This is a genomic window from Flagellimonas sp. CMM7, assembly GCF_021390195.1.
Classification (GTDB): domain Bacteria; phylum Bacteroidota; class Bacteroidia; order Flavobacteriales; family Flavobacteriaceae; genus Flagellimonas.
This window is the reverse complement of the sequence record NZ_CP090003.1, coordinates 1,996,843-2,020,020: the sequence shown is the minus strand read 5'-3', so window position 1 is coordinate 2,020,020 and position 23,178 is coordinate 1,996,843. Positions and strand designations below refer to the sequence as shown.

Annotated in this window: 22 protein-coding genes; 5 read left to right on the top strand and 17 right to left on the bottom strand. The window is 37.3% G+C overall.

Annotated features, from left to right (window positions below; translation table 11 throughout):
• Positions 1-13 precede the first annotated feature (13 nt).
• The 3 genes from LV704_RS09225 to LV704_RS09215 are packed head-to-tail and all read left to right on the top strand — an operon-like array spanning position 14 to position 5,493.
• Positions 14-2,425 (top strand): FtsX-like permease family protein, encoded by a 2,412-nt coding sequence (locus LV704_RS09225; protein ID WP_163420663.1) that lies wholly within the window; start codon positions 14-16, stop codon positions 2,423-2,425.
• A gap of 22 nt (positions 2,426-2,447) precedes the next feature.
• A complete protein-coding gene (locus LV704_RS09220) occupies positions 2,448-4,787 on the top strand; it encodes an ABC transporter permease (RefSeq protein WP_163420664.1) in 2,340 nt (779 codons plus the stop codon).
• 43 nt (positions 4,788-4,830) lie between these two features.
• Positions 4,831-5,493 (top strand): ABC transporter ATP-binding protein, encoded by a 663-nt coding sequence (locus tag LV704_RS09215; protein ID WP_163420665.1) that lies wholly within the window; start codon positions 4,831-4,833, stop codon positions 5,491-5,493.
• Here the strand turns inward: LV704_RS09215 and LV704_RS09210 are convergent.
• The 7 genes from LV704_RS09210 to pdxA all read right to left on the bottom strand — a co-directional run bounded on the left by LV704_RS09210 (position 5,490) and on the right by pdxA (position 11,661).
• A complete protein-coding gene (locus tag LV704_RS09210; RefSeq protein WP_163420666.1) occupies positions 5,490-6,608 on the bottom strand; it encodes an FAD-binding oxidoreductase in 1,119 nt (372 codons plus the stop codon). The genes LV704_RS09215 and LV704_RS09210 overlap by 4 nt on opposite strands.
• A gap of 33 nt (positions 6,609-6,641) precedes the next feature.
• Positions 6,642-7,994, bottom strand: coding sequence for an acetyl-CoA carboxylase biotin carboxylase subunit (gene accC / locus LV704_RS09205; RefSeq protein WP_163420667.1), 1,353 nt, complete (start codon positions 7,992-7,994; stop codon positions 6,642-6,644).
• 79 nt (positions 7,995-8,073) lie between these two features.
• A complete protein-coding gene (gene accB / locus LV704_RS09200) occupies positions 8,074-8,562 on the bottom strand; it encodes an acetyl-CoA carboxylase biotin carboxyl carrier protein (protein WP_163420668.1) in 489 nt (162 codons plus the stop codon).
• Between the two features lie 27 nt (positions 8,563-8,589).
• Positions 8,590-9,585 (bottom strand): beta-ketoacyl-ACP synthase III, encoded by a 996-nt coding sequence (locus tag LV704_RS09195; RefSeq protein ID WP_163420669.1) that lies wholly within the window; start codon positions 9,583-9,585, stop codon positions 8,590-8,592.
• Between the two features lie 172 nt (positions 9,586-9,757).
• Positions 9,758-9,958, bottom strand: a complete 201-nt coding sequence (gene rpmF / locus LV704_RS09190; protein ID WP_109660308.1) for a 50S ribosomal protein L32 — start codon at positions 9,956-9,958, stop codon at positions 9,758-9,760.
• A gap of 7 nt (positions 9,959-9,965) precedes the next feature.
• Entirely contained in the window at positions 9,966-10,499 is a 534-nt protein-coding gene (locus tag LV704_RS09185; RefSeq protein WP_163420670.1) for a DUF177 domain-containing protein, read from the bottom strand.
• 109 nt (positions 10,500-10,608) lie between these two features.
• Complete coding sequence (gene pdxA / locus LV704_RS09180; RefSeq protein WP_163420671.1) at positions 10,609-11,661, bottom strand: 4-hydroxythreonine-4-phosphate dehydrogenase PdxA; 1,053 nt, start codon at positions 11,659-11,661, stop codon at positions 10,609-10,611.
• Between the two features lie 58 nt (positions 11,662-11,719).
• Between pdxA and LV704_RS09175 the strand changes: the two genes are divergently transcribed.
• Positions 11,720-12,310, top strand: coding sequence for a riboflavin synthase (locus LV704_RS09175; RefSeq protein WP_163420672.1), 591 nt, complete (start codon positions 11,720-11,722; stop codon positions 12,308-12,310).
• Between the two features lie 33 nt (positions 12,311-12,343).
• Here the strand turns inward: LV704_RS09175 and LV704_RS09170 are convergent, their stop codons facing one another.
• Positions 12,344-13,432, bottom strand: coding sequence for an acyltransferase family protein (locus LV704_RS09170; RefSeq protein ID WP_163420673.1), 1,089 nt, complete (start codon positions 13,430-13,432; stop codon positions 12,344-12,346).
• Between the two features lie 6 nt (positions 13,433-13,438).
• Positions 13,439-15,250, bottom strand: a complete 1,812-nt coding sequence (locus LV704_RS09165; RefSeq protein WP_163420674.1) for a sodium:solute symporter family protein — start codon at positions 15,248-15,250, stop codon at positions 13,439-13,441.
• Between the two features lie 119 nt (positions 15,251-15,369).
• Here LV704_RS09165 and LV704_RS09160 point away from each other — a divergent pair, with 119 nt between their 5' ends.
• The gene (locus LV704_RS09160) at positions 15,370-16,080 is read left to right on the top strand and encodes a sulfite exporter TauE/SafE family protein (RefSeq protein WP_163421833.1); all 711 of its coding nucleotides are present in this window, start codon (positions 15,370-15,372) and stop codon (positions 16,078-16,080) included.
• A gap of 18 nt (positions 16,081-16,098) precedes the next feature.
• Here LV704_RS09160 and LV704_RS09155 read toward each other — a convergent pair whose 3' ends face one another.
• The 8 genes from LV704_RS09155 to LV704_RS09120 all read right to left on the bottom strand — a co-directional run bounded on the left by LV704_RS09155 (position 16,099) and on the right by LV704_RS09120 (position 23,162).
• Positions 16,099-16,872, bottom strand: coding sequence for a tetratricopeptide repeat protein (locus LV704_RS09155; protein ID WP_163420675.1), 774 nt, complete (start codon positions 16,870-16,872; stop codon positions 16,099-16,101).
• Between the two features lie 30 nt (positions 16,873-16,902).
• On the bottom strand, positions 16,903-17,808 hold the full coding sequence (locus LV704_RS09150; protein ID WP_163420676.1) for a PP2C family serine/threonine-protein phosphatase: 906 nt from the start codon (positions 17,806-17,808) through the stop codon (positions 16,903-16,905).
• Positions 17,805-18,383, bottom strand: a complete 579-nt coding sequence (locus tag LV704_RS09145) for an STM3941 family protein (protein ID WP_163420677.1) — start codon at positions 18,381-18,383, stop codon at positions 17,805-17,807. The genes LV704_RS09150 and LV704_RS09145 overlap by 4 nt, the downstream gene beginning before the upstream one ends.
• A gap of 2 nt (positions 18,384-18,385) precedes the next feature.
• On the bottom strand, positions 18,386-18,841 hold the full coding sequence (locus LV704_RS09140; protein WP_163420678.1) for a hypothetical protein: 456 nt from the start codon (positions 18,839-18,841) through the stop codon (positions 18,386-18,388).
• A gap of 44 nt (positions 18,842-18,885) precedes the next feature.
• A complete protein-coding gene (locus tag LV704_RS09135; protein WP_163420679.1) occupies positions 18,886-19,425 on the bottom strand; it encodes a hypothetical protein in 540 nt (179 codons plus the stop codon).
• Positions 19,426-19,460: 35 nt separating this feature from the next.
• Positions 19,461-19,982 (bottom strand): hypothetical protein, encoded by a 522-nt coding sequence (locus LV704_RS09130; RefSeq protein ID WP_163420680.1) that lies wholly within the window; start codon positions 19,980-19,982, stop codon positions 19,461-19,463.
• Between the two features lie 145 nt (positions 19,983-20,127).
• A complete protein-coding gene (locus tag LV704_RS09125; RefSeq protein WP_163420681.1) occupies positions 20,128-20,289 on the bottom strand; it encodes a hypothetical protein in 162 nt (53 codons plus the stop codon).
• Positions 20,286-23,162 carry a serine/threonine-protein kinase gene (locus tag LV704_RS09120; RefSeq protein WP_163420682.1) on the bottom strand — a complete coding sequence of 959 codons (2,877 nt, stop codon included), beginning with the start codon at positions 23,160-23,162 and terminating at the stop codon, positions 20,286-20,288. Before LV704_RS09120 ends, LV704_RS09125 begins: the two co-directional genes overlap by 4 nt.
• Positions 23,163-23,178 lie beyond the last annotated feature (16 nt).

Sequence of the window (23,178 nt, the reverse complement as noted above, 5' to 3'; positions counted from 1 at the left end):
AAAAACAAAATTTATGATTAAGAATTATTTAAAAGTAGCTTGGAGGAACCTGACAAAGAATAAGACTTTTTCTTTATTAAATATTATAGGTCTTTCTGTTGCCTTTGGTGCTGCCATTCTTTTAAGTATGACTGCCTTCTTTGAGCTCTCTTATGACAAGTTTCATGAGAATATTGATACTGTTTATCAAATCTACCATACTGAACAAACGCCTAAGGGAGCAGTAGTTTCAACATCTCATCCAGAGCCTTTGGCAATGACTCTAAAGGAAGAAATTCCAGGTATACATAACATCACTAGACATTTGGAGGACAATGCCTTGGTAATTCGTGAAGAAACCGAGTTAAACCTGGATGGTGTTTGGGTGGATAAATCCTTTTTTTCCATATTTAGTTTGCCCGTGTTGGAAGGTGATAAAAACCCCATTCAAGAAAAGTCCTCTGTTGCTCTTACTCTGAAAGCATCAAAACGCGTTTTTGGTGATCAAGAGGCGTTGGGTAAAACATTGAACATTTTAGTGAACGGAGAGGAAAAATCCTTCAGGGTATCCTCAATACTTAAAAACATTCCTGAAAACAGTAGTCTTGATTTTGACATTGCCATTGATTTTGAAAACCATGGTAGCTATAATCAAATAAACGGGAAATGGGATAATAGGAACCATAACGTTTATGTGCGGCTTGACAAAAATGTTGTGCCAAAGTCCTTTGAAAACAATACGGTGGCATACACCAAGCAGTATTTTAATGAAGAAATAGAGAATGCTATCCGAGATGGCGCTGTGAAAGATGAAAATGGAAATTATAAACAACTCAAACTACTTCCATTTAAGGACGTCTCTTTTGCTTCATTTGGAAAAGGTGTTGCAAAGGTGGACAAAACCTTAACCTATCTGATTTTTGGAGTTGCACTGTTGATCCTCATTATAGCTTGTGTCAATTTTACCAATATGAGCATTGCCAAAAGCACACAACGCTTAAAAGAGTTTGGTATGAGAAAAACATTGGGTGCTCCAAAAAAGCAACTTTTCCTTCAGCTATGGATAGAAAGCCTATTGATTTTTTTAGCTTCTGTTGGGACAGGATTACTACTGAGTGTACTCTTTTTAGATTCTTTTAAAACCATTTTCAACACCAATATTTCTTTCCAGGATTTTAGTTCCCTACAAATTGTTCTGGGCTTTATGGCCATGGTGCTTATTATTACTTTCATTTCGGGAGGTTACCCTGCTTTGCTGATGACAAGGATAGGAACCATTCAAGCATTGAAGGGCAAACTTAATATGGAACGAAAACCTGTTCTCAGAAATGCACTTATTACAGTTCAGTTTGGTATTTCCATATTATTAATCAGTGGAACATTGGTGCTCTGGAAACAGTTGGACTATATGCGAAGCAAGGACCTTGGTTACAACAAGGAATATGTGATTTCTTTCCCCTTAAATGGAAAAAAGAATTCATATGAAGCGGTTCAACTATTAAGAAATGAATTGAAGGGCAATCCAAATATTTTAAATATTTCAGCTTCTGACAATACCTTGGGTAGAGGTAAAGATGGAAGTGCATATACAAGTATTCTTGGATTTGATTATAAAGGACGAGGAGCTAAGACCAATATGCTGGTTGTGGATCATGATTATATTGAAACTCTAGATTTAGAACTGATAAATGGGCGGGGTTTTGACAGAAAATTCGCTGCAGATAGTTTGTCATTAGTGATTAATGAAACCATGGCTAAAAGTTTAAATGAAGAGGATCCCCTTGCCATAAATATCATGATGGATGATTCTGTTAACTACAAAGTAATTGGAGTACTAAAGGATTATCATTTTGAAAAATTAAACAGGTCCATAGCCCCAATCACCTTGTTCATGAACAAGGATTGGGACATCTATTATGCATACGTTAAGGTAGCTCCCAAAAACATCTCTGCTTCTTTTGATCTAGTTCAAAACGCGTATGCTAGAGTTGAACCCAATGCAGAGTTTTTAGGTTCTTTTTTAAACGAAAATATTGATCGCACTTTTAGGAGAGAAAGAGAATTGACGACCATGATTACAAGTGGGTCTTGCATTGCCATTGTTTTAAGCTGTATTGGTCTTTTTGCCATGTCGCTGTTAGTTGTTACCCAAAGAACAAAAGAAATAGGGATTCGAAAAGTAATTGGTGCCAACATAGCTTCTATAACCTATTTGCTTATTAGGGATTTTCTAAAATTGGTCATTGTTGGATTCCTAATAGCCTCCCCCTTGGCGTGGTGGCTATCTAAAAGTTGGCTAGAAGACTATGCTTACCGAACCAACCTATCTATTTGGATATTTTTGGTGTCTGGAGCTATAGCGCTTTTTATAGCACTTGTCACCATAAGTACCAAAACGCTTAACGCAGCGCTTCAAAATCCTACAAAAAGTTTACGCACGGAGTAGCAATCAAAAAGGGATAGAAATCATGTTAAAACACAATTTACTTCTTTTCTTACGCAACATTAAAAAGCACAAAAGCAGTTTTCTTATCAATTTAACAGGTCTATCATCTGCATTGGTCTGTGTATTGTTGGTATATCTCTGGGTTACCGATGAGCTTAACAAAGATAAGTTCCACGAGCATGAAGAAAGCCTATACCAAGTCTTGCGACATGTACCAGATGGCCAAGGTTCTTTGGCCACCTATAGTTCCAACTCCAGTTTGATGCTAACAGCGTTACAGACAGAGGTGCCCGAAGTTGAAATGGCGACCGCGGTATTTGAATTCGATACTGGCGCCATGGTCAAAACTGATGACAAAAAGATGACCGCAATAGGTAATATGGCAAGTGAAGACTATTTTAAACTGTTTTCCTACCCTTTGCTTCACGGTAGCAAGCATACGGTTTTAAAAGATATAAATGCCATAGTCATTTCTAAAGAAATGGCCCATAATTTCTTTGGGCAAGAAGTAGACCCCATGGGAAAGACCTTGACCATTAAACATGGTGAAGAAGGGGTAGACGGCGTCTTTACCGTAACCGGGGTTTTTGATATTCCGGGCAGTTCATCCAAACAGTTTGACTTTGTCCTGTCCTATAAAAAGTTTTTACAGCGGCGACATGCCGATAATATCCACTGGGGTAGCAACAGTTCCAGGGTTTATGCTCTACTCAATCCCGGTGTAAACATCGATCATCTCAATGTTAAAATGGCCGATTTTATCAAGAACAAAAACGAATTCAACCTGGCTACTGTCTTTTTTACCCGTTATACCGACAATTATTTAAATGGAAATTTTGAAAATGGAAAACAAACCGGAGGGCGAATCAATTATGTCATTCTATTTTCATTAGTGGCAATTTTTGTTTTGGCGATAGCCTGTATCAATTTTATGAATCTCTCTACGGCAAGAGCTTCTGGACGCTTGAAAGAAGTTGGTGTTAAAAAAGCGGTCGGAGCAAATAGAAAAGTATTGATTTTTCAATTTTTGACCGAATCCATAGTACTTTCCTTTTTCTCATTATTCTGTGCTGCTGTCTTTGTGATACTGATTTTGCCATGGTTCAACGGTGTAACAGGTAAAGACCTTGTTTTTACTATTGATGACAATATGACCATGGCCTTGATTGCCATAACATTGCTGACAGGTTTGACTTCAGGCAGTTATCCTGCTTTGTACCTTACTAAATTTGATGCCGCCAAAGTCTTAAAAGGAAAAATCAAGACTTCGTTCAGCGAACTACTGATACGAAAAGGATTGGTCATATTTCAATTTAGTATCTCTATTTTTCTAATTGTTGCCGTTAGTGTCATTTATATGCAGTTGGATTTTATTCAGTCCAAAAACCTAGGCTACAACAAGGACAATGTCATGATTTTTGAACGCCAGGACGGACTCGTAGATAATATGGAAGTCTTTCTTGAAGAAGCAAAACAAATAACCGGAGTTGTCAATGCATCTTTCATGCAAGGGGGTATGACGAGCTTCAACAACTCTTCTTCAAATCATAGATGGCCCGGTCAAACCGAAGAATCCAAAAAGTTGACCTTTAGACATGCCCATGTTGGCCCCGAATTTATCGAGACCATGGGTATAGAAATGAAAGAAGGGCGTTCGTACATCAATGAAAAACCCAATAACAACTCAAAAATCATATTGAACGAAACTGCCGTAAGACTTATGGGGCTAGAAAACCCTATCGGTACCAGAATAGATATGCGCGGTCCAAACCGAGAAATCATAGGGGTCGTGAAAGATTTTAACATTCAATCCCTTTATGATGAAATTACGCCCATGGCATTGCTATGTAGGACAGAAAGGGTCGGTACCCTTATGGTAAAAATCAAATCTGGTGAAGAAAAAGCTACTATAGAAGCCTTGACGAATCTTCACAATAAATTCAATCCAGGACTAGCTTTCAATTTTAAATTTTTAGATGAGCAGTACCAACAGCTTTATGAGTCGGAACAACGCGTAGCCGTTTTATCAAAATATTTTGCTGGGCTTGCTATATTAATTTCTTGTTTGGGTCTTTTTGGATTGGCGGCATTCACTGCAGAGCGTAGAAAAAAAGAAATCAGTATTCGTAAGGTACTTGGTCAAAGCATTGGGCAGGTAACAGTTATGCTTTCGAGCGAATTTGTAAAATTGGTACTGATTTCTATACTGATAGCACTGCCAATTGCATATCTGCTTGCCAATAACTGGCTTGGTCAATTCGCATATCGAATACCCATAAAGGCCTGGTATTTTATAAGTGCTGGTTTATTGGCGCTGCAAACAAAAACCCTGTCAATGCGCTTAGAGATGAATAATGAATAAAAAAAACCGAATTTTCGGGTAAAACACAAAACCAATTTATACTATGCTTTTACAATTAAACAATATTTTTAAGTGGGTCCATTCTGGTGGCCAGCGTATTTTTTTATTAAAGGACATAAACCTCAATGTGGAAGAAGGGGAATTTATTTCCATCATGGGTCCTTCTGGATCAGGTAAATCTACCTTGTTAAACGTTATCGGTATGTTAGATGCATTTGACGAGGGAGAATATCATTTTTTAGATGAATCTGTACATTCCCTTAAAGAGAAGCACAGGGCCAATCTATACAAGGAATACATAGGTTTTGTTTTTCAATCCTATCACTTATTGGATGAGTTAACGGTAAAGGAGAATTTAGAGATGCCGTTGCTCTATAAAAAATTTAAAGGTTCTGAACGAAAGGCCATTGTTGCCGATATGTTAGATCGTTTCAATATAGTAGGGAAAAAAGACCTGTTCCCCGCTCAATTGAGCGGTGGACAACAACAATTGGTAGGTATTGCAAGAGCATTGATCTCTAGTCCAAAATTGATCTTGGCGGATGAGCCCACGGGAAATTTAAATTCCAAACAAGGTGAAGAAATCATGGAATTATTTAAACAGTTAAATGATGAAGGAGTTACAATCATCCAAGTTACTCATTCCGAGAAAAATGCTGAATATGGTTCTCGTATCATCAATCTTTTAGATGGGAGAATGATTTAATTAGAGAGATTGGCTAGTTCTTTTCCAACCAAACTGCCCAAGGCAATGCCCATTCCCCCTAAGCGAACTCCACAATAAACATTGTTGGATACTTGCTTGACGATGGGCGTTTTTTGTGGCCCCACTCCCATTATTCCGCTCCAACTGTAGTCAATTTCAATACTTTGGTTTGGAAAGATAACCGTGTTGAGAAGTCTTTCAAGCTCATGTTGCACAATGGGTGTTTTTCCAAAAGAGGTAGTCTCTTCTGTTTCAAAATCCAGGTTACGGCCCCCGCCAAAAAGAATGCGGTTATCAATATTTCTGAAGTAATAATATCCTTCATCAAAATGGAAGGTTCCTTTTATTTTAAGGTCATTGATTGGTTTAGTAATCAAAACCTGTGCCCTGGCAGGGTCAACTGTTTCAGTTTTTAAAAATTCTGAAGCAAAACCATTTGTGGCAATATGTGTTTTCTTAGTACTGAACGAAAAATCGCTTGTCTGTATTTCAACCCTGTTCCCAGAATCCTGAAGCTTCTCAACAACAACGCCATTAAAAATATGTATTCCTTTTTTCAAACACATTTCAAGCAAAGCGGACATCATCTGTCCTGTGTCTAGTTGTGCTTCAAAACTGTGGGTAATATAGGTGTCCTGAATATTCTCAAATCCAAAAATATTTTTAGTTTTCAAAAAAGGCGTCTTTCCAAATATTGGCTTTAATAAGGTGTTCAAAGAATCCATTCCCTCCGTGCACGTCTCAAATAATGAGGTGTCCTTTTTTAGAAAAAGTTCATGCCCTCCATACTGTTCAAACCCAATTGCCTTGTCTCCCAAAAGAGTTCGTAAAACTCGTATCCCTTCCCATCTTTTCCTAACCAAGTTGACAACACTTTCCTCAGAATGCGTTTTTAAGTCTGATAACAACTCCGAAATACTTCCAAAACATGCAAAACCGGCATTTTTTGTGCTCGCCCCTTGAGGCAAGGAGCCTTTTTCCAATACCAAAACCTTGCTTTTGGGATATTTCTCTTTAAGGTGCAAAGCGCAATTGAGGCCAACTATACCACTCCCTACCACTGTAAAATCTACATTGGTCAACCATGTTTTATATTCCCAGTAGCTTAATTCCATCAAATAAAAACCCCGACTTTCATCGGGGTTGTTTTAATCTTGATATTTTGTGTCTATTTCAAAATCTTCCATGAACTTGGTAGTATAATTTCCTGCCAAGTAATCTGGATGGTCCATCAATTGTCTATGAAATGGGATTGTTGTTTTTACGCCCTCAATTACAAACTCATCAAGTGCCCTGCGCATCTTATTGATTGCCTCTTCCCTGGTTTGAGCAGTTGTTATCAACTTGGCAATCATAGAGTCATAGTTTGGTGGAATCATATACCCACTATATACATGAGTATCTAACCGTATACCATGCCCTCCTGGTGTATGCAATGTTGTGATTTTACCCGGTGATGGTCTAAAATCATTATATGGGTCTTCTGCATTGATTCGACATTCAATAGAGTGCAACTTTGGAAGGTAGTTTTTTCCAGAAATAGGCACTCCCCCTGCTACCAAAATCTGCTCACGGATTAAATCATAATCAACTACTTGTTCAGTAATTGGATGTTCAACCTGAATACGGGTATTCATTTCCATGAAGTAGAAATTACGGTGTTTATCCACCAAAAATTCTACTGTTCCAGCTCCTTCATACTTAATGAACTCAGCAGCTTTTACCGCGGCTTTACCCATATCTTCCCGAAGTTTATCGGTCATAAAGGGAGAAGGTGTTTCCTCTGTCAGTTTTTGGTGCCTGCGTTGAACCGAACAATCTCTTTCAGACAAATGACAGGCTTTTCCGTACTGGTCACCAACTACTTGAATTTCAATATGACGAGGTTCTTCAATCAACTTTTCCATATACATTCCCCCATTGCCAAATGCGGCCGTGGCTTCTTGTACTGCACTTTCAAAACCTGGTTCCATCTGATCTTCTGACCAAATGGCTCTCATTCCCTTTCCTCCTCCACCCGCAGTGGCTTTTATCATTACGGGATAGCCCATTTTTTTGGCTATTTTTTTGGCTTCGGCCACATCTTTTAACAATCCTTCAGAGCCAGGGATTGTGGGTACACCCGCTTTTTTCATGGTCTCCTTGGCTGTCGCCTTATCTCCCATTTTATCAATCTGATCACCGGAGGCACCTATGAACTTAATTTCATGTTCTGCACAGATTTTTGAGAATTTGGAATTCTCCGAAAGAAATCCATACCCTGGATGAATGGCATCTGCATTGGTAATCTCCGCCGCAGCAATGATATTAGGTATTTTCAAATAGGATTCATGGCTTGGTGCTGGACCAATACAAACAGCTTCATCTGCAAAACGTACATGAAGGCTTTCTTCATCTGCTTTGGAATATACCGCTACTGTTTTGATGCCCATTTCCTTGCATGTCCGTATAATACGTAATGCAATCTCTCCTCTATTTGCAATCAATATTTTTTTAAACATAGTCTTTCATGTTAGCCCTAAAGTTTTCATTTTAAAACCCAACTAAATGGGTTTTGAAATTTGAACTATTGGATTTTGATTAGGAAGGGTCAACCAAAAATAAAGGCTGGTCAAATTCTACAGGTGAAGAATCGTCAACCAATACCTTAACAATTTTACCAGAAACTTCTGATTCAATATCATTGAACAACTTCATTGCTTCAATAACACAAAGAACGTCTCCTTGGTTAATTGTGCTGCCCACCTCAACAAAAACAGGTTTGTCCGGTGATGGTTTTCTATAAAACGTTCCAATAATTGGAGATTTAATAGTAATATACTTTGAATCATCAGCTGCTGCTGGTTGTTCAGTTTCCGAAGTCGCTGACTCTACTGCTACTGGTGGTGCCGCAACCGGAGCCACAGGCGCTTGAGCCATAGGGATTTGCTGTACGATTGTAGTTTCAGGTGTAGTTGACTCGCTCCCTGTACGAATCGTGATTTTGATGTCCTCCATCTCCAACTTCACCTCGCTCGCACCTGATTTAGCTACAAACTTGATTAAACTTTGAATTTCCTTAATGTCCATGGAATATGATTTAGTTAGTTGTGCTTTTTAAGAATTATATGCCCATTTTAAATAGATGGAACCCCATGTAAATCCTCCGCCAAAAGCGGCAAAAATGAGGTTGTCTCCTTTTTTGAGCTGTTTTTCGTAATCGAATAATAATAATGGTAAGGTAGCAGAAGTGGTATTTCCATATTTGTGAATATTGATCATCACTTTATCACGATCTACTCCCATTCTATTTGCTGTGGCATCTATAATACGTTTATTTGCCTGGTGCGGCACCAACCATTGTACATCTTCATGTCCAAGGTTATTGCGCTCCATAATCAAAGCAGAAACATCTGCCATATTGGAAACTGCAAATTTAAATACCGACTTACCATCTTGGTAGACAAAATGCCTTTTGTTCTTTATAGTTTCTTCTGATGCTGGTAAAATGGAACCTCCCGCATCAATTTTTAAGAATTGGCGCCCTATACCATCTGATCTTAAGTATTCATCTTGCAATCCAAGACCTTCTTCATTGGGTTCAAAAAGTGCGGCTCCAGCTCCATCACCAAAAATTATACACGTTGTACGGTCAGTATAATCAATAATGGAAGACATCTTGTCCGCTCCAATCAACAACACCTTCTTATATCTTCCAGATTCTATATAACTAGCCGCAGTAGACATTCCGAACAAAAAACTGGAACACGCTGCTTGAAGGTCATAAGAAAATGCGTTAACAGCGCCTATCTGTGAAGCTACGTAAGCAGCAGTAGAAGCTACTGGAATATCTGGGGTTGCCGTTGCCACCAGCACAAAATCTATCTCTAATGGATCTACTCCGCTTTTCTTTATTAAATCTTCGGCGGCTTTAATGGCCAAATATGAAGTTCCTTCGTTTTCCTTTTTTAAGATTCTTCTTTCTTTTATTCCTGTTCTAGAAGTAATCCATTCGTCATTGGTATCCACCATTGTTTCCAACACTTTATTGGATAAAACGAAGTCAGGAACATACCCTCCTACAGCTGTAATCGCTGCTGTTTGTTTTTTCATATAAATGTCTTTTTTTGTCAAAAACGTTAAGAATTGACCCAAAAACGGTGAAAAATAGTCATTTTCTACGACTTTTAGATCAAAAAGAGGCGGTTTTTAAAATTAACTTTGTTCCATAAAAAAACTCCCGTTATAAATAAACGGGAGTCGATATATTTTGAAAAGTTAACTACTAAGCAGCAGTTTCTTCTTCAGTTTTGTCTATTAACACTTGACCGCGGTAGTACAATTTACCTTCATGCCAATGTGCTCTATGATACAAGTGCATTTCTCCTGTTGCAGAATCTTTAGCAATTGTTGGTGCAGTTGCCTTGTAATGAGTTCTTCTTTTATCTCTTCTGGTTTTCGAGATTTTTCTTTTAGGATGTGCCATTATATACCTATTTATCCGTTAATAACTTCTTTAAATCGTCCCATCTGGGATCTGTATTTTCTGATTCTTCTTTGACTTCTTTTGGCTGCAATTCTTCCAGCTTATCCAAGATCTCTGATTGTAATGTTCCATCCAGTACTCCTGGGTGAATTCTTTTTTGTGGAACTGCCAATACCAACATTTCATAGATATACTGAGAAACATTGATTTGATACTCGCCATGGGGAATGACTAAAATTTCATCATTTTCATCATTGTATTCTTCCCCAAATTTAATAACTAAGTGCAAATGTGATGAAATAGGTTGATCAAACGGTTCGCCAGTTAAATCACCATCAACATTTACAGTTCCTTTTGCTTCAATGTCCAGTTCCATCATATTGTTCATCTTGTCCAATATAGCGGTAATTTGTACCGAAGCATCATTAAACTCTTGGTAATCAAAAGATTCAAAGAACGTATTGTTAATGTTATACCCAAACTCGTGCTTCCCCAACTTTAATCCCGAAAAAGGAATAAAAAACTCCTTCAGCTTCATCATTTCTACACTTAAGGTTTGTGTACCAGCCCATAAAGGCGGGTGCAAAGATACTACTTATTTAGAAAACTGCAATTGTATTATAATAAATATCACACTTAAAAGCCAAGTTTTAACTTGCTCGTTTTATCTTCTGTTTTTTTAAAGGGTTTTTGTTCAATGCTATATTTTCCACGCGGTTCTTAAAAACTTGTATCGCTGTAAAAACTGCTTCTTTAAACGAATTTTCATCCGCCTGTCCTTTGCCAGCAATTTCATAGGCGGTCCCATGGTCCGGAGATGTTCGTATTTTTTCCAATCCCGCGGTATAATTTACCCCTTTACCAAAGGAAAGTGTTTTAAACGGAATGAGTCCTTGATCATGATATGCAGCTAGAATTGCATCAAAATTGTTATGGGAATTAGACCCAAAGAAGCTATCTGCCGAATATGGGCCATATACCAATGTTCCCTGATCAAACAACTCTTGTATAGCTGGTTTTAAGATCTTATCATCCTCTTCTCCTATAGTTCCGTTATCCCCACTATGCGGATTAATACCAAGCAATGCTATTTTAGGTCTTCGGATTCCAAAATCCATTTTAAGTGATTTTTCCATCGTTTCCACCTTGTTCCTAATTAATGTAGGCGTAATCGCTTGGGCCACATCTTTAACTGCTATGTGGTCCGTTAATAGTCCAATCCTTAAAGTGTCCGTTACCATAAACATCAGACTTTCGCCGTTTAACTCCTGAGCTAGAAAATCCGTGTGCCCTGGAAAATTAAAATCTTCAGATTGAATATTATTTTTGTTGATAGGGGCGGTAACCAAAACATCAATCTTATTATTTTTTAAAGCAGTAACGGCAGCTCTCAAAGATTTTATGGCGTATTTGCCTCCTTCTTCTGTTGCTTTCCCATAATCAACATTAGGTGTTTCTTTCCAAACATTCACGATATTGATTTTACCATCAATCGCCTGTGAGGCATCCCTTAGTCCATTAAAGCTGATATTAAGTCCCAAATCTGATTTTTGTTGGGATATCATTTTGTTTGATGCAAAAAGAATTGGGGTACAGAAATCCAGCATTCTTGGATCTTGAAAGGTCTTTAATGCAACTTCGCATCCAATCCCATTAAAATCTCCAATTGAAATACCCAGTTTTATTTTTCCTTTTTCCTTCATAGAATAATTGCCGATATAACTACATTTACATTACAAAACTACTCAATTAAAAAGATTCATGTTTACAGGTATTATTGAGACTTTAGGTAAAATTGAAAAGCTTGAAAAAGATGGTGATAATTTGCATATTACCGTTTCTTCCGAAATTACTTCAGAGCTAAAAATAGATCAAAGCGTTTCCCATAATGGTGTTTGCCTTACCGTTGTGGCATTGGATGTCGATCAGTATACAGTAACCGCTATCGAAGAGACCTTGGTCAAGACCAGTTTAGGTGATTTAAAGGTTGGAGATGTCGTAAATCTTGAAAGAGCCATGGTATTGGGCGCGCGATTGGATGGACATATTGTGCAAGGGCATGTTGATCAAACGGCAAACTGTGTTTCTGTTGAACAAAAAGATGGGAGCTGGGTTTTTGGCTTTGAATATGATTCTACTTTAAACAATGTTACCATTGAAAAAGGTTCTATTACCGTTGATGGTGTTAGTTTAACAGTTGTCGACTCTAAAAAAAATACTTTTAATGTTGCTATTATACCGTACACTTATGAACACACCAAGTTCAGGACATATTCGCCGGGGACTACCGTAAATCTAGAGTTTGATGTAATAGGAAAATACGTTGCTAGGTTAATACAACTTCATTCCTAAAATCTGTTTTTTCCTTTCATTAGTGGAGCAACGTTACACTTTTATAAAAATCTTTCTCTTATAAAGTACATAAGCCAAAAGACAGTAAAAAGACACTACACTTAAACCATAGAGTAATGATGACAGCTCCATGGACATAAAATCATGAACATAGATTTTATTGAAAAGCCATCCGTGTATTGAGGTATCTTCATCAACTTTTATAGAATAAAACAACTTGGTGATAAAACTGGACAAAAAGTAAACCACTATGGCATTTGCTCCAACATACCTGAATATGCTCCCGAACTTGATGCCCCTTACATCTGTTAGATAGTAAATCAATGCTAAAACAATGTTCGCCCAACCTGCAGTTACCAAAACAAAACTGCTTGTCCAAAGTGCTTTATTGATTGGAAAAACAAAATCCAAGAGATGTCCCATTAACAATAGTGAACCCCCTAGTCCAAACAAAATGGTTGTTTTTTTCTCCTGCTTCGAGGTCAATATCAAACCTGTAAAAATTCCTAAGAGTGAACTTACAATAGCGGGCATTGTGCTTAATAGGCCTTCCGGGTCATAATCTGGTTTATAGCTGTGGGTTCCAAAAACTTGAACATCCAAATAATTGGCCAAATTGTTTGGCGCCCGTTCCAATGTAGACGCTATACCCTCAACAGGAATAAAAACCATTAATAGCCAATATCCTATCAATAAAACTGCTGCAACCCAAATTAACTTCTTCCAATTAAGATGTAAAAAGAGCATCGCGGCAAAAAAGAAAACCACTCCTATACGTTGTAATACTCCAGGAAATCTTATTGAGGCGAACTCCTTGATAAAAGGAAAAATAATGGTAAAAGCTCCAAGAAATAGACCTAACCCGATTAGTTTTAAGCTCCTAACTGAGATTTTTTTATAGACAGCAGTATCTGCTTTTTTGTTTTGATATGCAAACACGATTGAAGTTCCCACGATAAACAAGAAAAATGGAAATACAAGATCCGTTGGAGTATAACCATGCCACTTCGCGTGCAGTAAAGGGCCGTATACATTTGACCATGTTCCCGGGGTGTTCACCAAAATCATTAAAATGATCGTCGCTCCTCGAAAAATATCAACAGATAGGATTCTGCTTTTCATGATGTTTTATAACAGGTTATCCTTCATTTTATTCCAAGCCCTTATCAATAAAAATCCTGAAACGGCGGCTACTCCTGTCAGTATTAAAGCCAAATTAGTTTTGCCATAAATCCAATATCCTGTAGCGAACATAATGGTATAGATTAACACAACTCCCAATAACATTGCTGTTATCCCAGATGGGACGCTCCATTTTTGATCACTCTCCACAATCTCAACATTGTCCTGTTTTGCCTCTTCAATAATTTTAGCCCAACCTGGCCCTCCTGGTTGAATTTTTTTGTAAAAGCTTCTTAATACATCCTTAGTTTCTGGCTGAGTTACAAAAGTAGCTGTAAGCCATATTATAGAAGTAACCATCATGATAAATGGTAATTCTCCCCACTCTGGAAATATGCCAGTTTCCGCGTTAAAAAGCATCCCTTTTAATGAGGTCGTTTCTAAAAGTATCGCTAAAATACCTGAAGAAAACATTGCTGTAATCTCACTCCAAGCATTAATTCGCCACCAGAACCAACGTAAAATGAAAATGAGTCCTGTCCCCGCTCCAAAAGATAACAGCAAGTTAAAAACCCCCATGGCATTTTGTAATGCCAATGCCAAAAATGCACTTAAAACCATCAGTATTACTGTAGACAACCGCCCTACATTAACCATTTGCTTTTCTGTTGCGCCTGGGTTTATTTGTTGTTTATAGAAATCGTACACTATATAGGAGGAGCCCCAGTTTAATTGTGTGGAAATAGTACTCATATATGCAGCAACCAAGGACGCTAGCACCAAGCCCAATAAACCACTTGGCAGCTTAGTCAGCATTGCCGAATACGCAAGGTCTTGTCCTAATTTACTTTCCGCAACATTAGGGAATGCTTCTTGAATGCTGGCAACATCAGGATATATTACCAACGAAGCCAATGCTACCAAAATCCATGGCCAAGGACGCAATGCATAATGCATAATATTGAAAAAGAATGTGGCGCCCATTGCATGGTTTTCATTCTTAGCTGCCAACATTCGTTGTGCAATATATCCGCCACCGCCTGGTTCTCCACCAGGATACCAAGAGCTCCACCATTGCACTGCCAATGGAATAACCAACATGGTAATCAAGGCTTTTTTATCACTAAAATCTGGCAGAATACTCAGTTTATCTTTGACATTCTCATTTTCCATGATGGCTTGTATTCCACCTACTTCTGGAATATTAACCAAATAATATGCAGCTCCAATTGCGCCTGCCATTGCTACAAAAAAGAGTAAAAAATCGCTATAGACAACTCCTTTAAATCCACCAAGTGCACTAAAAATAACCGTTATGAGTCCTCCGGCAACAACTGTTTCCCAAGGTTCAAGACCCAGCATAACCCCACCAATCTTAATTGCGGCCAAAGTAACCGAAGCCATTGTAATAACGTTAAAAAACACCCCAAGATAAATGGCTCTAAATTTCCTTAAAAAACTTGCAGCCTTACCTCCATAACGAAGTTCATAAAACTCAAGGTCTGTTTTTACATTGGATTTTCTCCATAGTTTGGCGTATACAAAAACGGTAAGCATTCCTGTTAATAGAAAACACCACCAACCCCAATTGCCAGATACTCCATTTGTTCTTACTAAATCGGTAACCAGATTTGGCGTATCCGTGGAGAAAGTTGTGGCAACCATTGATAGGCCCAACAACCACCAAGGCATTGTTCTGCCTGATAAAAAATATTCTGTGGAACTCTTCCCGGACTTTTTGGAAACATAGATTCCAATTCCCAAAACAATGGCAAAAAAAACAATTATAAGACTGTAGTCCAGCGTGCTGAGTTCCATATTTATTGGTTTGGTTAGCCACGAATGTATGATTTTTTAGAATACCTTTAGCCTTTGTTCGCTAAACACCAAATTTGACGCTATCTACAACATTTGAACCTTCTTTAATAGCATGGGTAATGGCGGCAACCGCCTCCTTTCTAATGGGAATTTCCAAGGCAGGGCTAAAAGGACTTTCTATCTTCAATGTAACACTTATGGCTTTGGCTTTTGGGGCCAAAGAATCTACAGGTTTGATAATTCCCCTGCTTTTGGTCGGTGATGTTTTTGCGGTGGTTTACTATAATCGGCATACCCAATGGAATCATATCCTAAAATTCTTGCCCTGGATGCTTGGAGGCATTCTTATCGGTGTCTTTGTTGGGAAGGATTTGCCAGAACAAGAATTTAAAATAAGCATGGTTATAGTCATCCTTATAAGCTTAGGGATGTTAATTTGGTGGGATAAAAGAAAGTCCAATTCTATCCCCACTCATTGGTTTTTTTCAGGCTCCATAGGAATTATGGCCGGTATCTGCACCATGATAGGAAACTTGGCAGGGGCCTTTACAAATATTTTCTTTTTGGCAATGCGTTTGCCAAAAAATGAGTTCGTAGGCACAGCTGCATGGCTCTTTTTAATTACCAATCTTTTTAAGCTCCCCTTTCATTTATTTGTTTGGAAAACCATTTCCCAAGAAACATTGTTGATCAATATCAAGTTACTTCCGGCCATTCTTACTGGTCTTTTTCTAGGTGTTGTCCTTGTAAAAAAGATTAATGACCGTAACTATAAAAGATTCATCTTGATCGTTACTGCTATTGGGGCCATCGCCATTTTATTCAAATAGAAAAGCATATGCTTTATACTATTTAGGGTTCTCATTTATATGATTTACCATCTTACAACCATCCTGATTGCCATTGTTACATGCTGACGTGTAAAAAGATAAGGCCCTATCTAAATCTTTTTGTATTTCTTGTCCATTAAAATAAAGACTCCCCATTTGAAACTGGGCATTTGCATAGTTTTGATCTGAGGCCAGCATAAAACTGGAAATTGCGTTTTGAACATTCTTGGGAACTCCTTGACCATTGAGATACATGATTCCCAAATTATATTGTGCCGGGGCAAACCCTTTGCTGGCTGATTTTTTAAACAACTTATAGGCCTTATTATAATCTACAGCTGTTTCCTTGCCAAAGTAATATTTACATCCTCTTTCAAAACTGTTCCCTTTCGTTGGAAAAAACCATATAACTGCTAAAACAACCAGTAAAATCCATAAGGCAAAACCCCACACCCAATCCATTAGTGGGATTTCATACTCTGGTAATGGCGTTGGAAAAAACCCACTCTCTTGAAATGCTTCAATCTGTTTCTCATCTAAAGGATAATAGGATCCTGAGGTGCCGCGTACGCCAAGAACGTATCCATCATCGGACAAATATGCTCCCATAAAGAAAAACAAGCCTGTGGTCTTATAAGCAAGATAAACTTCTTCTCCATTAGGCCCTTTGCCCTCTAAAGCCATAATCTCATTTACCCTTTCGTCTTTTCCAAAAAGACCTCCTATCTTTTTGGCGGATGCTATGTTTGGAATTAAAATCGCGAATGAAAAAAGTACTAAAAATAATCTCATGTGTTTTAAGTTTTTATTGGTTGATTTGATTTATCGCCCTAAGTACCATAGTTTATACAAACAAAACCCTAGTAATAGCAACAGTATGAAAAACACAATTTTTAAATAGGTCTTAGGGGTTTTATTGTTTTCTGAACCTGTGTCTTGAATTGCTGTTGCCGACCTTGTCTTTTGTGTGTCAAGCGTTTGTTCTGTGTTCGTTTCTTTTATTTTGATGAGATACATGGAATAGTTGTCCTGGGTCTTCCCTGAAGCATTTTTCAAGATTTTGGCTTTTACTTCTTCAACAGTACTCTCTGAAGTGAACCAATGTCTTATTTTATCTTCGTCCAATGTTTCTAGAATACCATCTGTGCACAACAAAAAGAAATCATCTTCCCTTAAATCTTCAATTACTTTATGATCTATTCTAGTTGGCCTTACTCCATTTACCGCTCTTGTAATGACGTTTTTCCGAGGATGATTTTCTGCTTCTTCCTGGGTAATCTCACCCATATCCAACAAATTTTGTACTTCAGAATGATCTTTGGTCTGGAACAATACCTCCCCATTGCGCAGATGATACACCCTACTATCACCTACCCATCCAACCAACGCTTGTTCTTTCTTGTACAATAATTTTACCAGCGTTAAGGTGCTTGCCATTCCTTTTAAGCCAGGGTCCGCAGAAATATGCTCGACTAGGTTCTTTTCTGTGTGCTCCAGTGCTTTTGCTAAAAAATCAACCTCTTTTACATCAGCATCTTTTTTGTTTATAAACTCCGCCATGTACTTACACACCAAAGACGATGCTACCTCCCCTTTTTCATGTCCGCCTACTCCATCACATACTAAAAAAAGTGAATCCTTTGCCGTTGATTCTTCCGGATATATGGAATCCTCATTGTTGTTCCGATTTCCAATTTCATTAATATGGGCGGGAGTAACTATTTTCATAAATCCTTATTTGTTGTCGGTTTGGTTGACTGCATAAAAGGAATTTGTTTTTGTCTTTTAAACTCCCTAATAATGGTAGATTCTATTTTACTGAAACCCCATTTTAATCCGCCAGAGGAAATGGAAATTGGTGTTCCATAAGTTTGCATGTTCTTGCGCATAATAGAGGCTTTGAACTTACTGCTTGCATTCCCTATATACTTCTCCGGATTCTTAACATCTATAAGCAAGAATTTAGTCAACATGACTTGGGATTTTCTAATGTTCTGAATGTCTTCCCAGGCTATCAACCCAATACTTACCCCGTTGGAATTATCCCATATGCCTTTATCGCTAATTATCATTCCCATACGGTTTTCAAAAAGTTTTTTGAAAACGGAAATTAGAATGGCACCAAAAAAAAGGATGGCAATAACCGCAATTGCCCTCATTATAAATGGATTTTCAGCTTTTCGGGTTTGCATGTTTTCTGCATTTAAAAGAATAAATACACTTAATGCAAGAAACATGGCGCAACCAAGAATTATAAGCACCAGTTTTATTCTGCTCAACGGTATTTCTATATTGTCTTTCATACTCACTTGTTAACCTCGTGCTTTATCAATTCTTTTTTAACCCATGAACGCGCTTTGCGCCCCATATTATAAGAATCAAAATTATTTAAAAGGTCTTTTATCGTTGTTGATTCAAAAAAAGTGCACCCCGAACAAATAGCCACCTTTTTCTCCGATCTATACAATTCTTGCATTGTTCTTTTCTGATCCTTGGTCAAAGACAATTCCCCAGAAAACAATAATTCTTCACATACTACTACCGCCATAAACCGTTCTGCTGTATTGGGTGAATCTAAAAGTTGTCCAATCTCATCATATTGAGATGCTTTAATATACTTATGCATTTTCTCCACCACATATGTTGGTTTTCCAACAAAAGAACAACTAAACCCAATTGTTCCGCTAAAATAATCGGTTGTTTGAGCATTTATGAATCCTAAGTTAATTAAAACCAATAATACTCCCACCTTAAATCTCATTGCCGAATCCATGGTTTGCCAATATTAAATCTTGCTTGAAAAAATTACCAACTTACAGTGCCGTTCATCGTTAGAATTGTACCGGTTTCAACATTTTTCACGGTGACATTGGAAAGTGTACTTTGCTTGGCTTCGGCATCCAAAACAATAGATCCACATGCTATTGAGGTTTCAAAAAGTGAGTCGCATATGTAACGTCTCTCTATTCCATTGACCACTATGACCATGGAAACTAATTCTTGCCCTAGAACTATTACAAAAGCATTTTCTACATCCTCAAAACTTATAATAGATTCTACGTAATCAGGGTCATTTAAAGGTAAATCAGGCGCATCCTCTGATATTTTAGCCCCCTTGGGCACTATTATGATCGTTTCATCCAATCCTGTTAAATCTTTTCTCCCATAATTTATATCTCCCACTTCTAATTGGGTTCCTATTTCGGCAGTATCTTCTCCTGACAAGGTAATTATGCCTTTGGCAGCTGTACCGGTTATTTCTTCTTCGTTACTGCTGTCATTGTTGCAATTAATGAACAAGGACATCACAGATAACATGGTTAATAAGGTATAAACAGTCTTCATTTTGTGTTTTGGTTTTATATCGATTTAAAAAAATTCTAGCTATTGACCTTTAAGGAAATGGTATTCTCTGAAACACTATTTATAGTGAAGCCCTGTCTTAAGTTCTGAGGTATTTCTTGCCATATATCATCTGCCGTTTTTTTGCATTCTACACTAATGGTAGCATTATTATTGGCAAAGGTCTTAGATACCTTTTTTACACTTTTTATTCCTTTAATGTGTTCCTGTAGCCGACTCAGGTTCTCATCCCCATACTCCACGGAATGAACTTGAATGACAATGATGTTTTTAGATTTGGTCTTCCCTTCCTTAGAGCCAAAAAGTATTTTTCCAACCTTATCAATGGTCTCTTTAGTTCCTTCAATCGTGTTTTCAATACTTACAGTAGTACTATCAATCTGTGCATTGGTTTGCTCAACCGTACGATCTGTCTTGTCAATTTCTTTGGCAACAGTTCTCTCTTTGGTTCTATCTGTTCTACGTCTTTCATTTTGAGCGGCTGCCGGTCCAAAAATCATAATCGACAAAAACATCAAAAGGATTGTTCTGGATTTCATGTTTAAAAGGTTTTAGTTATACATTTATTCTTTATAACCACTTTTTAAGAATGTCATCTTTTTAATCAAAAAAAATCTCGTTTAGAACTTAAAACGTTCTAAACGAGATTCTTGTAATGGTGTTAGTAAAGGGTTTTTCCTTAAACTAAATATCCTTTTCTTCTGTAATGGAACTTAGTGTAAATCGGTCGTACGCCCTAACATCAAAAACCATGGAATGTCCAGTTGACAACCATTTTTTATATATAAGCTTGCCGTTCATATAAACATAAAGCTCATTGTCCTTGGTTTCTTTTTTGTAGATCATCTTTTTGTGCCCTCAACTCTAAAATTATCAAAATAAAGAACAGGGTTTCCGTTGGGGTTAGACACTATCACACCCATGTATTTACCTCCAGTACTTTGTATTGGCTGGTTAGAAATAACAATCTTGCCATTTAGATAACAGGAGACATAATTTCCATTTTTACGAATCATTATCGTATTTGTCAATTTGTTGGTCGTTGCACTGACCCCTTTTATTTTGTTCCATTTACCACCTTGATATTTCTGGATATTTACAGTATTGTTGCTCACTTCTGCAATGTGATAGTCATCAGAACCATTATAATCAAAAACCAGCCCTATCGAGGCTTTAATGCTTCCCCTGATTGTTTTTGTGCTTACGGAATAAGGCTTTGTAGTATCTATGTCAAAATAAGCCGTTTTTTTGTGACTTAAATCCATGTTTTTTACATTTACCTTATAAGCACTGAACTCGTAGGTCCACTCCTTATTTGTATCGGAAAATTTTGGGAACTTTGTTGAGCTGTTGGTGAAATTCTCATAATATTTAAATTCCTTGGCCTTTAGTTCTTCCTGCTTTTTTAAATCTTCCGCTTTTTGTTCTTTATCAGTAAGTTTGGCCCCTTTGTTTAGTAACAGCGTGTCCATTTTAGTGTTTTGTTGATCACGAGCCATTTGCAGTAGACTTTTTTCATCTTCAATAAAATCTACGTCTTCTGTAAACCCTCCCACTTTGGGAGTCATTAGAATCTCTAAAACCTCAGCATCATTGGTTTCAACAGCTGCTTTAAGTTGTTTGTCATCTATCCTTGTTGTTATCCCACTATGATCTACAAAAAGACGGAGCATCCTTTTTAGTTCATCTGAATTATCTTCATCGTACTTTTCCAACATTCTGCTTACCACTCCTTTTTCAAAGTGCCACTTGGCATTATTGCCCATAGCTTCTTCAAACTGGGAATAATTTACGTTTTCTATGCCTTCGTTAAAATCATATCCGATTTTGGATTTGGACCATTGACTGTAATACGAAATCACCAAAACTAGCACGATAACACTTATTACAGGCCAGAAATATTTTTTGAAATTGGTCTCTTTTACCGCTGAATAAATAATAGCCATAAACCCAAAAAACATTGAAAAGTACCACATGTAATATCCAACCTTTAAATCTTGGATATAAATTTCTTTAGAATTAACATTATGAATTAATGAACTATAAAAACCCTCTCCGTTTTTAAGGTCTAAAGATTGGGTCTCTAAAAGCAGCCACCACAAAGACGCAATAATCGTACTGGCTATAAAAAAGAAAACTACTGTTTTAAAGTAATCAATATGCTTTTTATTGATAAAAAAGAACAAAGCAGTTAAAAACAAGATATTGGGCAGAAGTGTAAATGCTTCCGTACCCTCTGAGATTAAATTTATAGAAGAGGCGCCCAATGTCCCTTCAAAAACTTCTAAGATGTACGAAATGCAATATGTTAATCCAAACAGCAAAACAAGGAAATATAATGCTGGGGGTTTGCTTTCTACTTTAGGACTTTCAGCTCGTATTTTACCTTGAACTAATGAAACGAACAATACTATTTGAGCAACAAGAAAAAATAAAGGTAAAATATCCTTTATTTTGATGTTTCTCATCCAAAATAGAACTCCTAGTACCATTAAAATGTTGAAAAAACTCAGAAAACCAAAGTTTATTTTTCTAACCCATTTATACTCTTTTTTAGGCTTTAAATAGAGAAAGCAGAAAAGAAGAATTGATGTAGGATAAATGAGGAATGGCAAAACAATGGCATCTTGAGATTTAAAAATGGTATATACAGACCAAAAAACAGCTATACCCCCATAGATCCAGAGCATAGTTTTCTGAAGTTTGGTGACTTTATGGTTCTGATCGCCTTTAGGTTTATCTTCTCCTTCCTTTGTGATAAATACCGTATTGTCAATATCCTCTTTTTGAGGTTTTTCTTCTTCAACAATTGTACTTTCTATATCCTTTTTTTTCTCAGTAGGTATCTTATAATCGGAATTTACGTATTGTAACAATTCTTCTGCGGAAGATGGTCTGTCAATGGCCTTCTTTTCAAAACATATGGAAAGTAGCTTCTTATAATCTTCTGGAATACTGTTTAAATCAGGATTTTTTTCGGTGATGGCATCACGAACCAATTCAATATCATCAATTCCCTCACCAAAAGGATATTTTCCCGTTAAGCTTTTATAGACGATTACTCCAATAGCCCATAGATCAGTCCTTGAACTTATGGTGCCGTCCAAACCAAATTTCTTCTTGTGGAACTGTTCTGGCGCCATATAATGAGGCGTTCCTATCATTTCTGTAAAAGACTTGGTAATATTTTCTGTGGACAGTGTATCCTTACTAATCCCAAAATCCGAAATCTTAGCGGTAGGAACTCCTTTTTTGTTTTTGGTAATCAAGATATTCCCAGGCTTTAGATCTCTATGCAAAAGCCCTTCCTCATGAAGATATCCCACACCTAAGACAATGTCCTTAATTAGCTTGTCCAGTACTTCCTTTGACGGTTTAGTTTTTACATATTCCTTAAGGGTTCCTTGGTTAGCATACTCCATGATAATGACAGGATAGCTGCCAGATCTACCCATAGCATCTGTATGCTTTATATAGTTAAGACCAAAATAAGTTATGATGTTTGTATGGGATAGTCCTTCCAAGTTATTGAATTCTTTTTCTAAACTATACTTGGATTGTCTTGTGCTGCCCATGTCGCCAGAGGTAACCGCTATTTTATAGATTTTGAGCGCAACATTCCTATTGGCATAGGTATCCTTGGCCCTAAACACCTCCGCAAAGGCACCTTCTCCTAGCTTATCTTTTTCAGGATCCCATTCGTATTGGTTTAGTTTCATTTGGTTGAGTGTTAGG

Bases quoted from the DNA above. Each gene is read 5' to 3' on its own strand.
- LV704_RS09225 (WP_163420663.1), top strand. From the start codon at position 14: ATGATTAAGAATTATTTAAAAGTAGCTTGGAGGAACCTGACAAAGAAT.
- LV704_RS09165 (WP_163420674.1), bottom strand. From the start codon at position 15,250: ATGGAACTCAGCACGCTGGACTACAGTCTTATAATTGTTTTTTTTGCC.
- LV704_RS09195 (WP_163420669.1), bottom strand. From the start codon at position 9,585: ATGAAAAAACAAACAGCAGCGATTACAGCTGTAGGAGGGTATGTTCCT.
- LV704_RS09125 (WP_163420681.1), bottom strand. From the start codon at position 20,289: ATGATCTACAAAAAAGAAACCAAGGACAATGAGCTTTATGTTTATATG.
- LV704_RS09150 (WP_163420676.1), bottom strand. From the start codon at position 17,808: ATGAAAATAGTTACTCCCGCCCATATTAATGAAATTGGAAATCGGAAC.
- LV704_RS09220 (WP_163420664.1), top strand. From the start codon at position 2,448: ATGTTAAAACACAATTTACTTCTTTTCTTACGCAACATTAAAAAGCAC.
- LV704_RS09215 (WP_163420665.1), top strand. From the start codon at position 4,831: ATGCTTTTACAATTAAACAATATTTTTAAGTGGGTCCATTCTGGTGGC.
- accC (WP_163420667.1), bottom strand. From the start codon at position 7,994: ATGTTTAAAAAAATATTGATTGCAAATAGAGGAGAGATTGCATTACGT.
- LV704_RS09170 (WP_163420673.1), bottom strand. From the start codon at position 13,432: ATGAAAAGCAGAATCCTATCTGTTGATATTTTTCGAGGAGCGACGATC.
- LV704_RS09145 (WP_163420677.1), bottom strand. From the start codon at position 18,383: ATGAAAGACAATATAGAAATACCGTTGAGCAGAATAAAACTGGTGCTT.
- LV704_RS09155 (WP_163420675.1), bottom strand. From the start codon at position 16,872: ATGAGATTATTTTTAGTACTTTTTTCATTCGCGATTTTAATTCCAAAC.
- LV704_RS09140 (WP_163420678.1), bottom strand. From the start codon at position 18,841: ATGAGATTTAAGGTGGGAGTATTATTGGTTTTAATTAACTTAGGATTC.
- accB (WP_163420668.1), bottom strand. From the start codon at position 8,562: ATGGACATTAAGGAAATTCAAAGTTTAATCAAGTTTGTAGCTAAATCA.
- rpmF (WP_109660308.1), bottom strand. From the start codon at position 9,958: ATGGCACATCCTAAAAGAAAAATCTCGAAAACCAGAAGAGATAAAAGA.
- LV704_RS09130 (WP_163420680.1), bottom strand. From the start codon at position 19,982: ATGAAATCCAGAACAATCCTTTTGATGTTTTTGTCGATTATGATTTTT.
- LV704_RS09185 (WP_163420670.1), bottom strand. From the start codon at position 10,499: ATGATGAAGCTGAAGGAGTTTTTTATTCCTTTTTCGGGATTAAAGTTG.
- LV704_RS09135 (WP_163420679.1), bottom strand. From the start codon at position 19,425: ATGAAGACTGTTTATACCTTATTAACCATGTTATCTGTGATGTCCTTG.
- LV704_RS09120 (WP_163420682.1), bottom strand. From the start codon at position 23,162: ATGAAACTAAACCAATACGAATGGGATCCTGAAAAAGATAAGCTAGGA.
- pdxA (WP_163420671.1), bottom strand. From the start codon at position 11,661: ATGAAGGAAAAAGGAAAAATAAAACTGGGTATTTCAATTGGAGATTTT.
- LV704_RS09210 (WP_163420666.1), bottom strand. From the start codon at position 6,608: ATGGAATTAAGCTACTGGGAATATAAAACATGGTTGACCAATGTAGAT.
- LV704_RS09175 (WP_163420672.1), top strand. From the start codon at position 11,720: ATGTTTACAGGTATTATTGAGACTTTAGGTAAAATTGAAAAGCTTGAA.
- LV704_RS09160 (WP_163421833.1), top strand. From the start codon at position 15,370: ATGGCGGCAACCGCCTCCTTTCTAATGGGAATTTCCAAGGCAGGGCTA.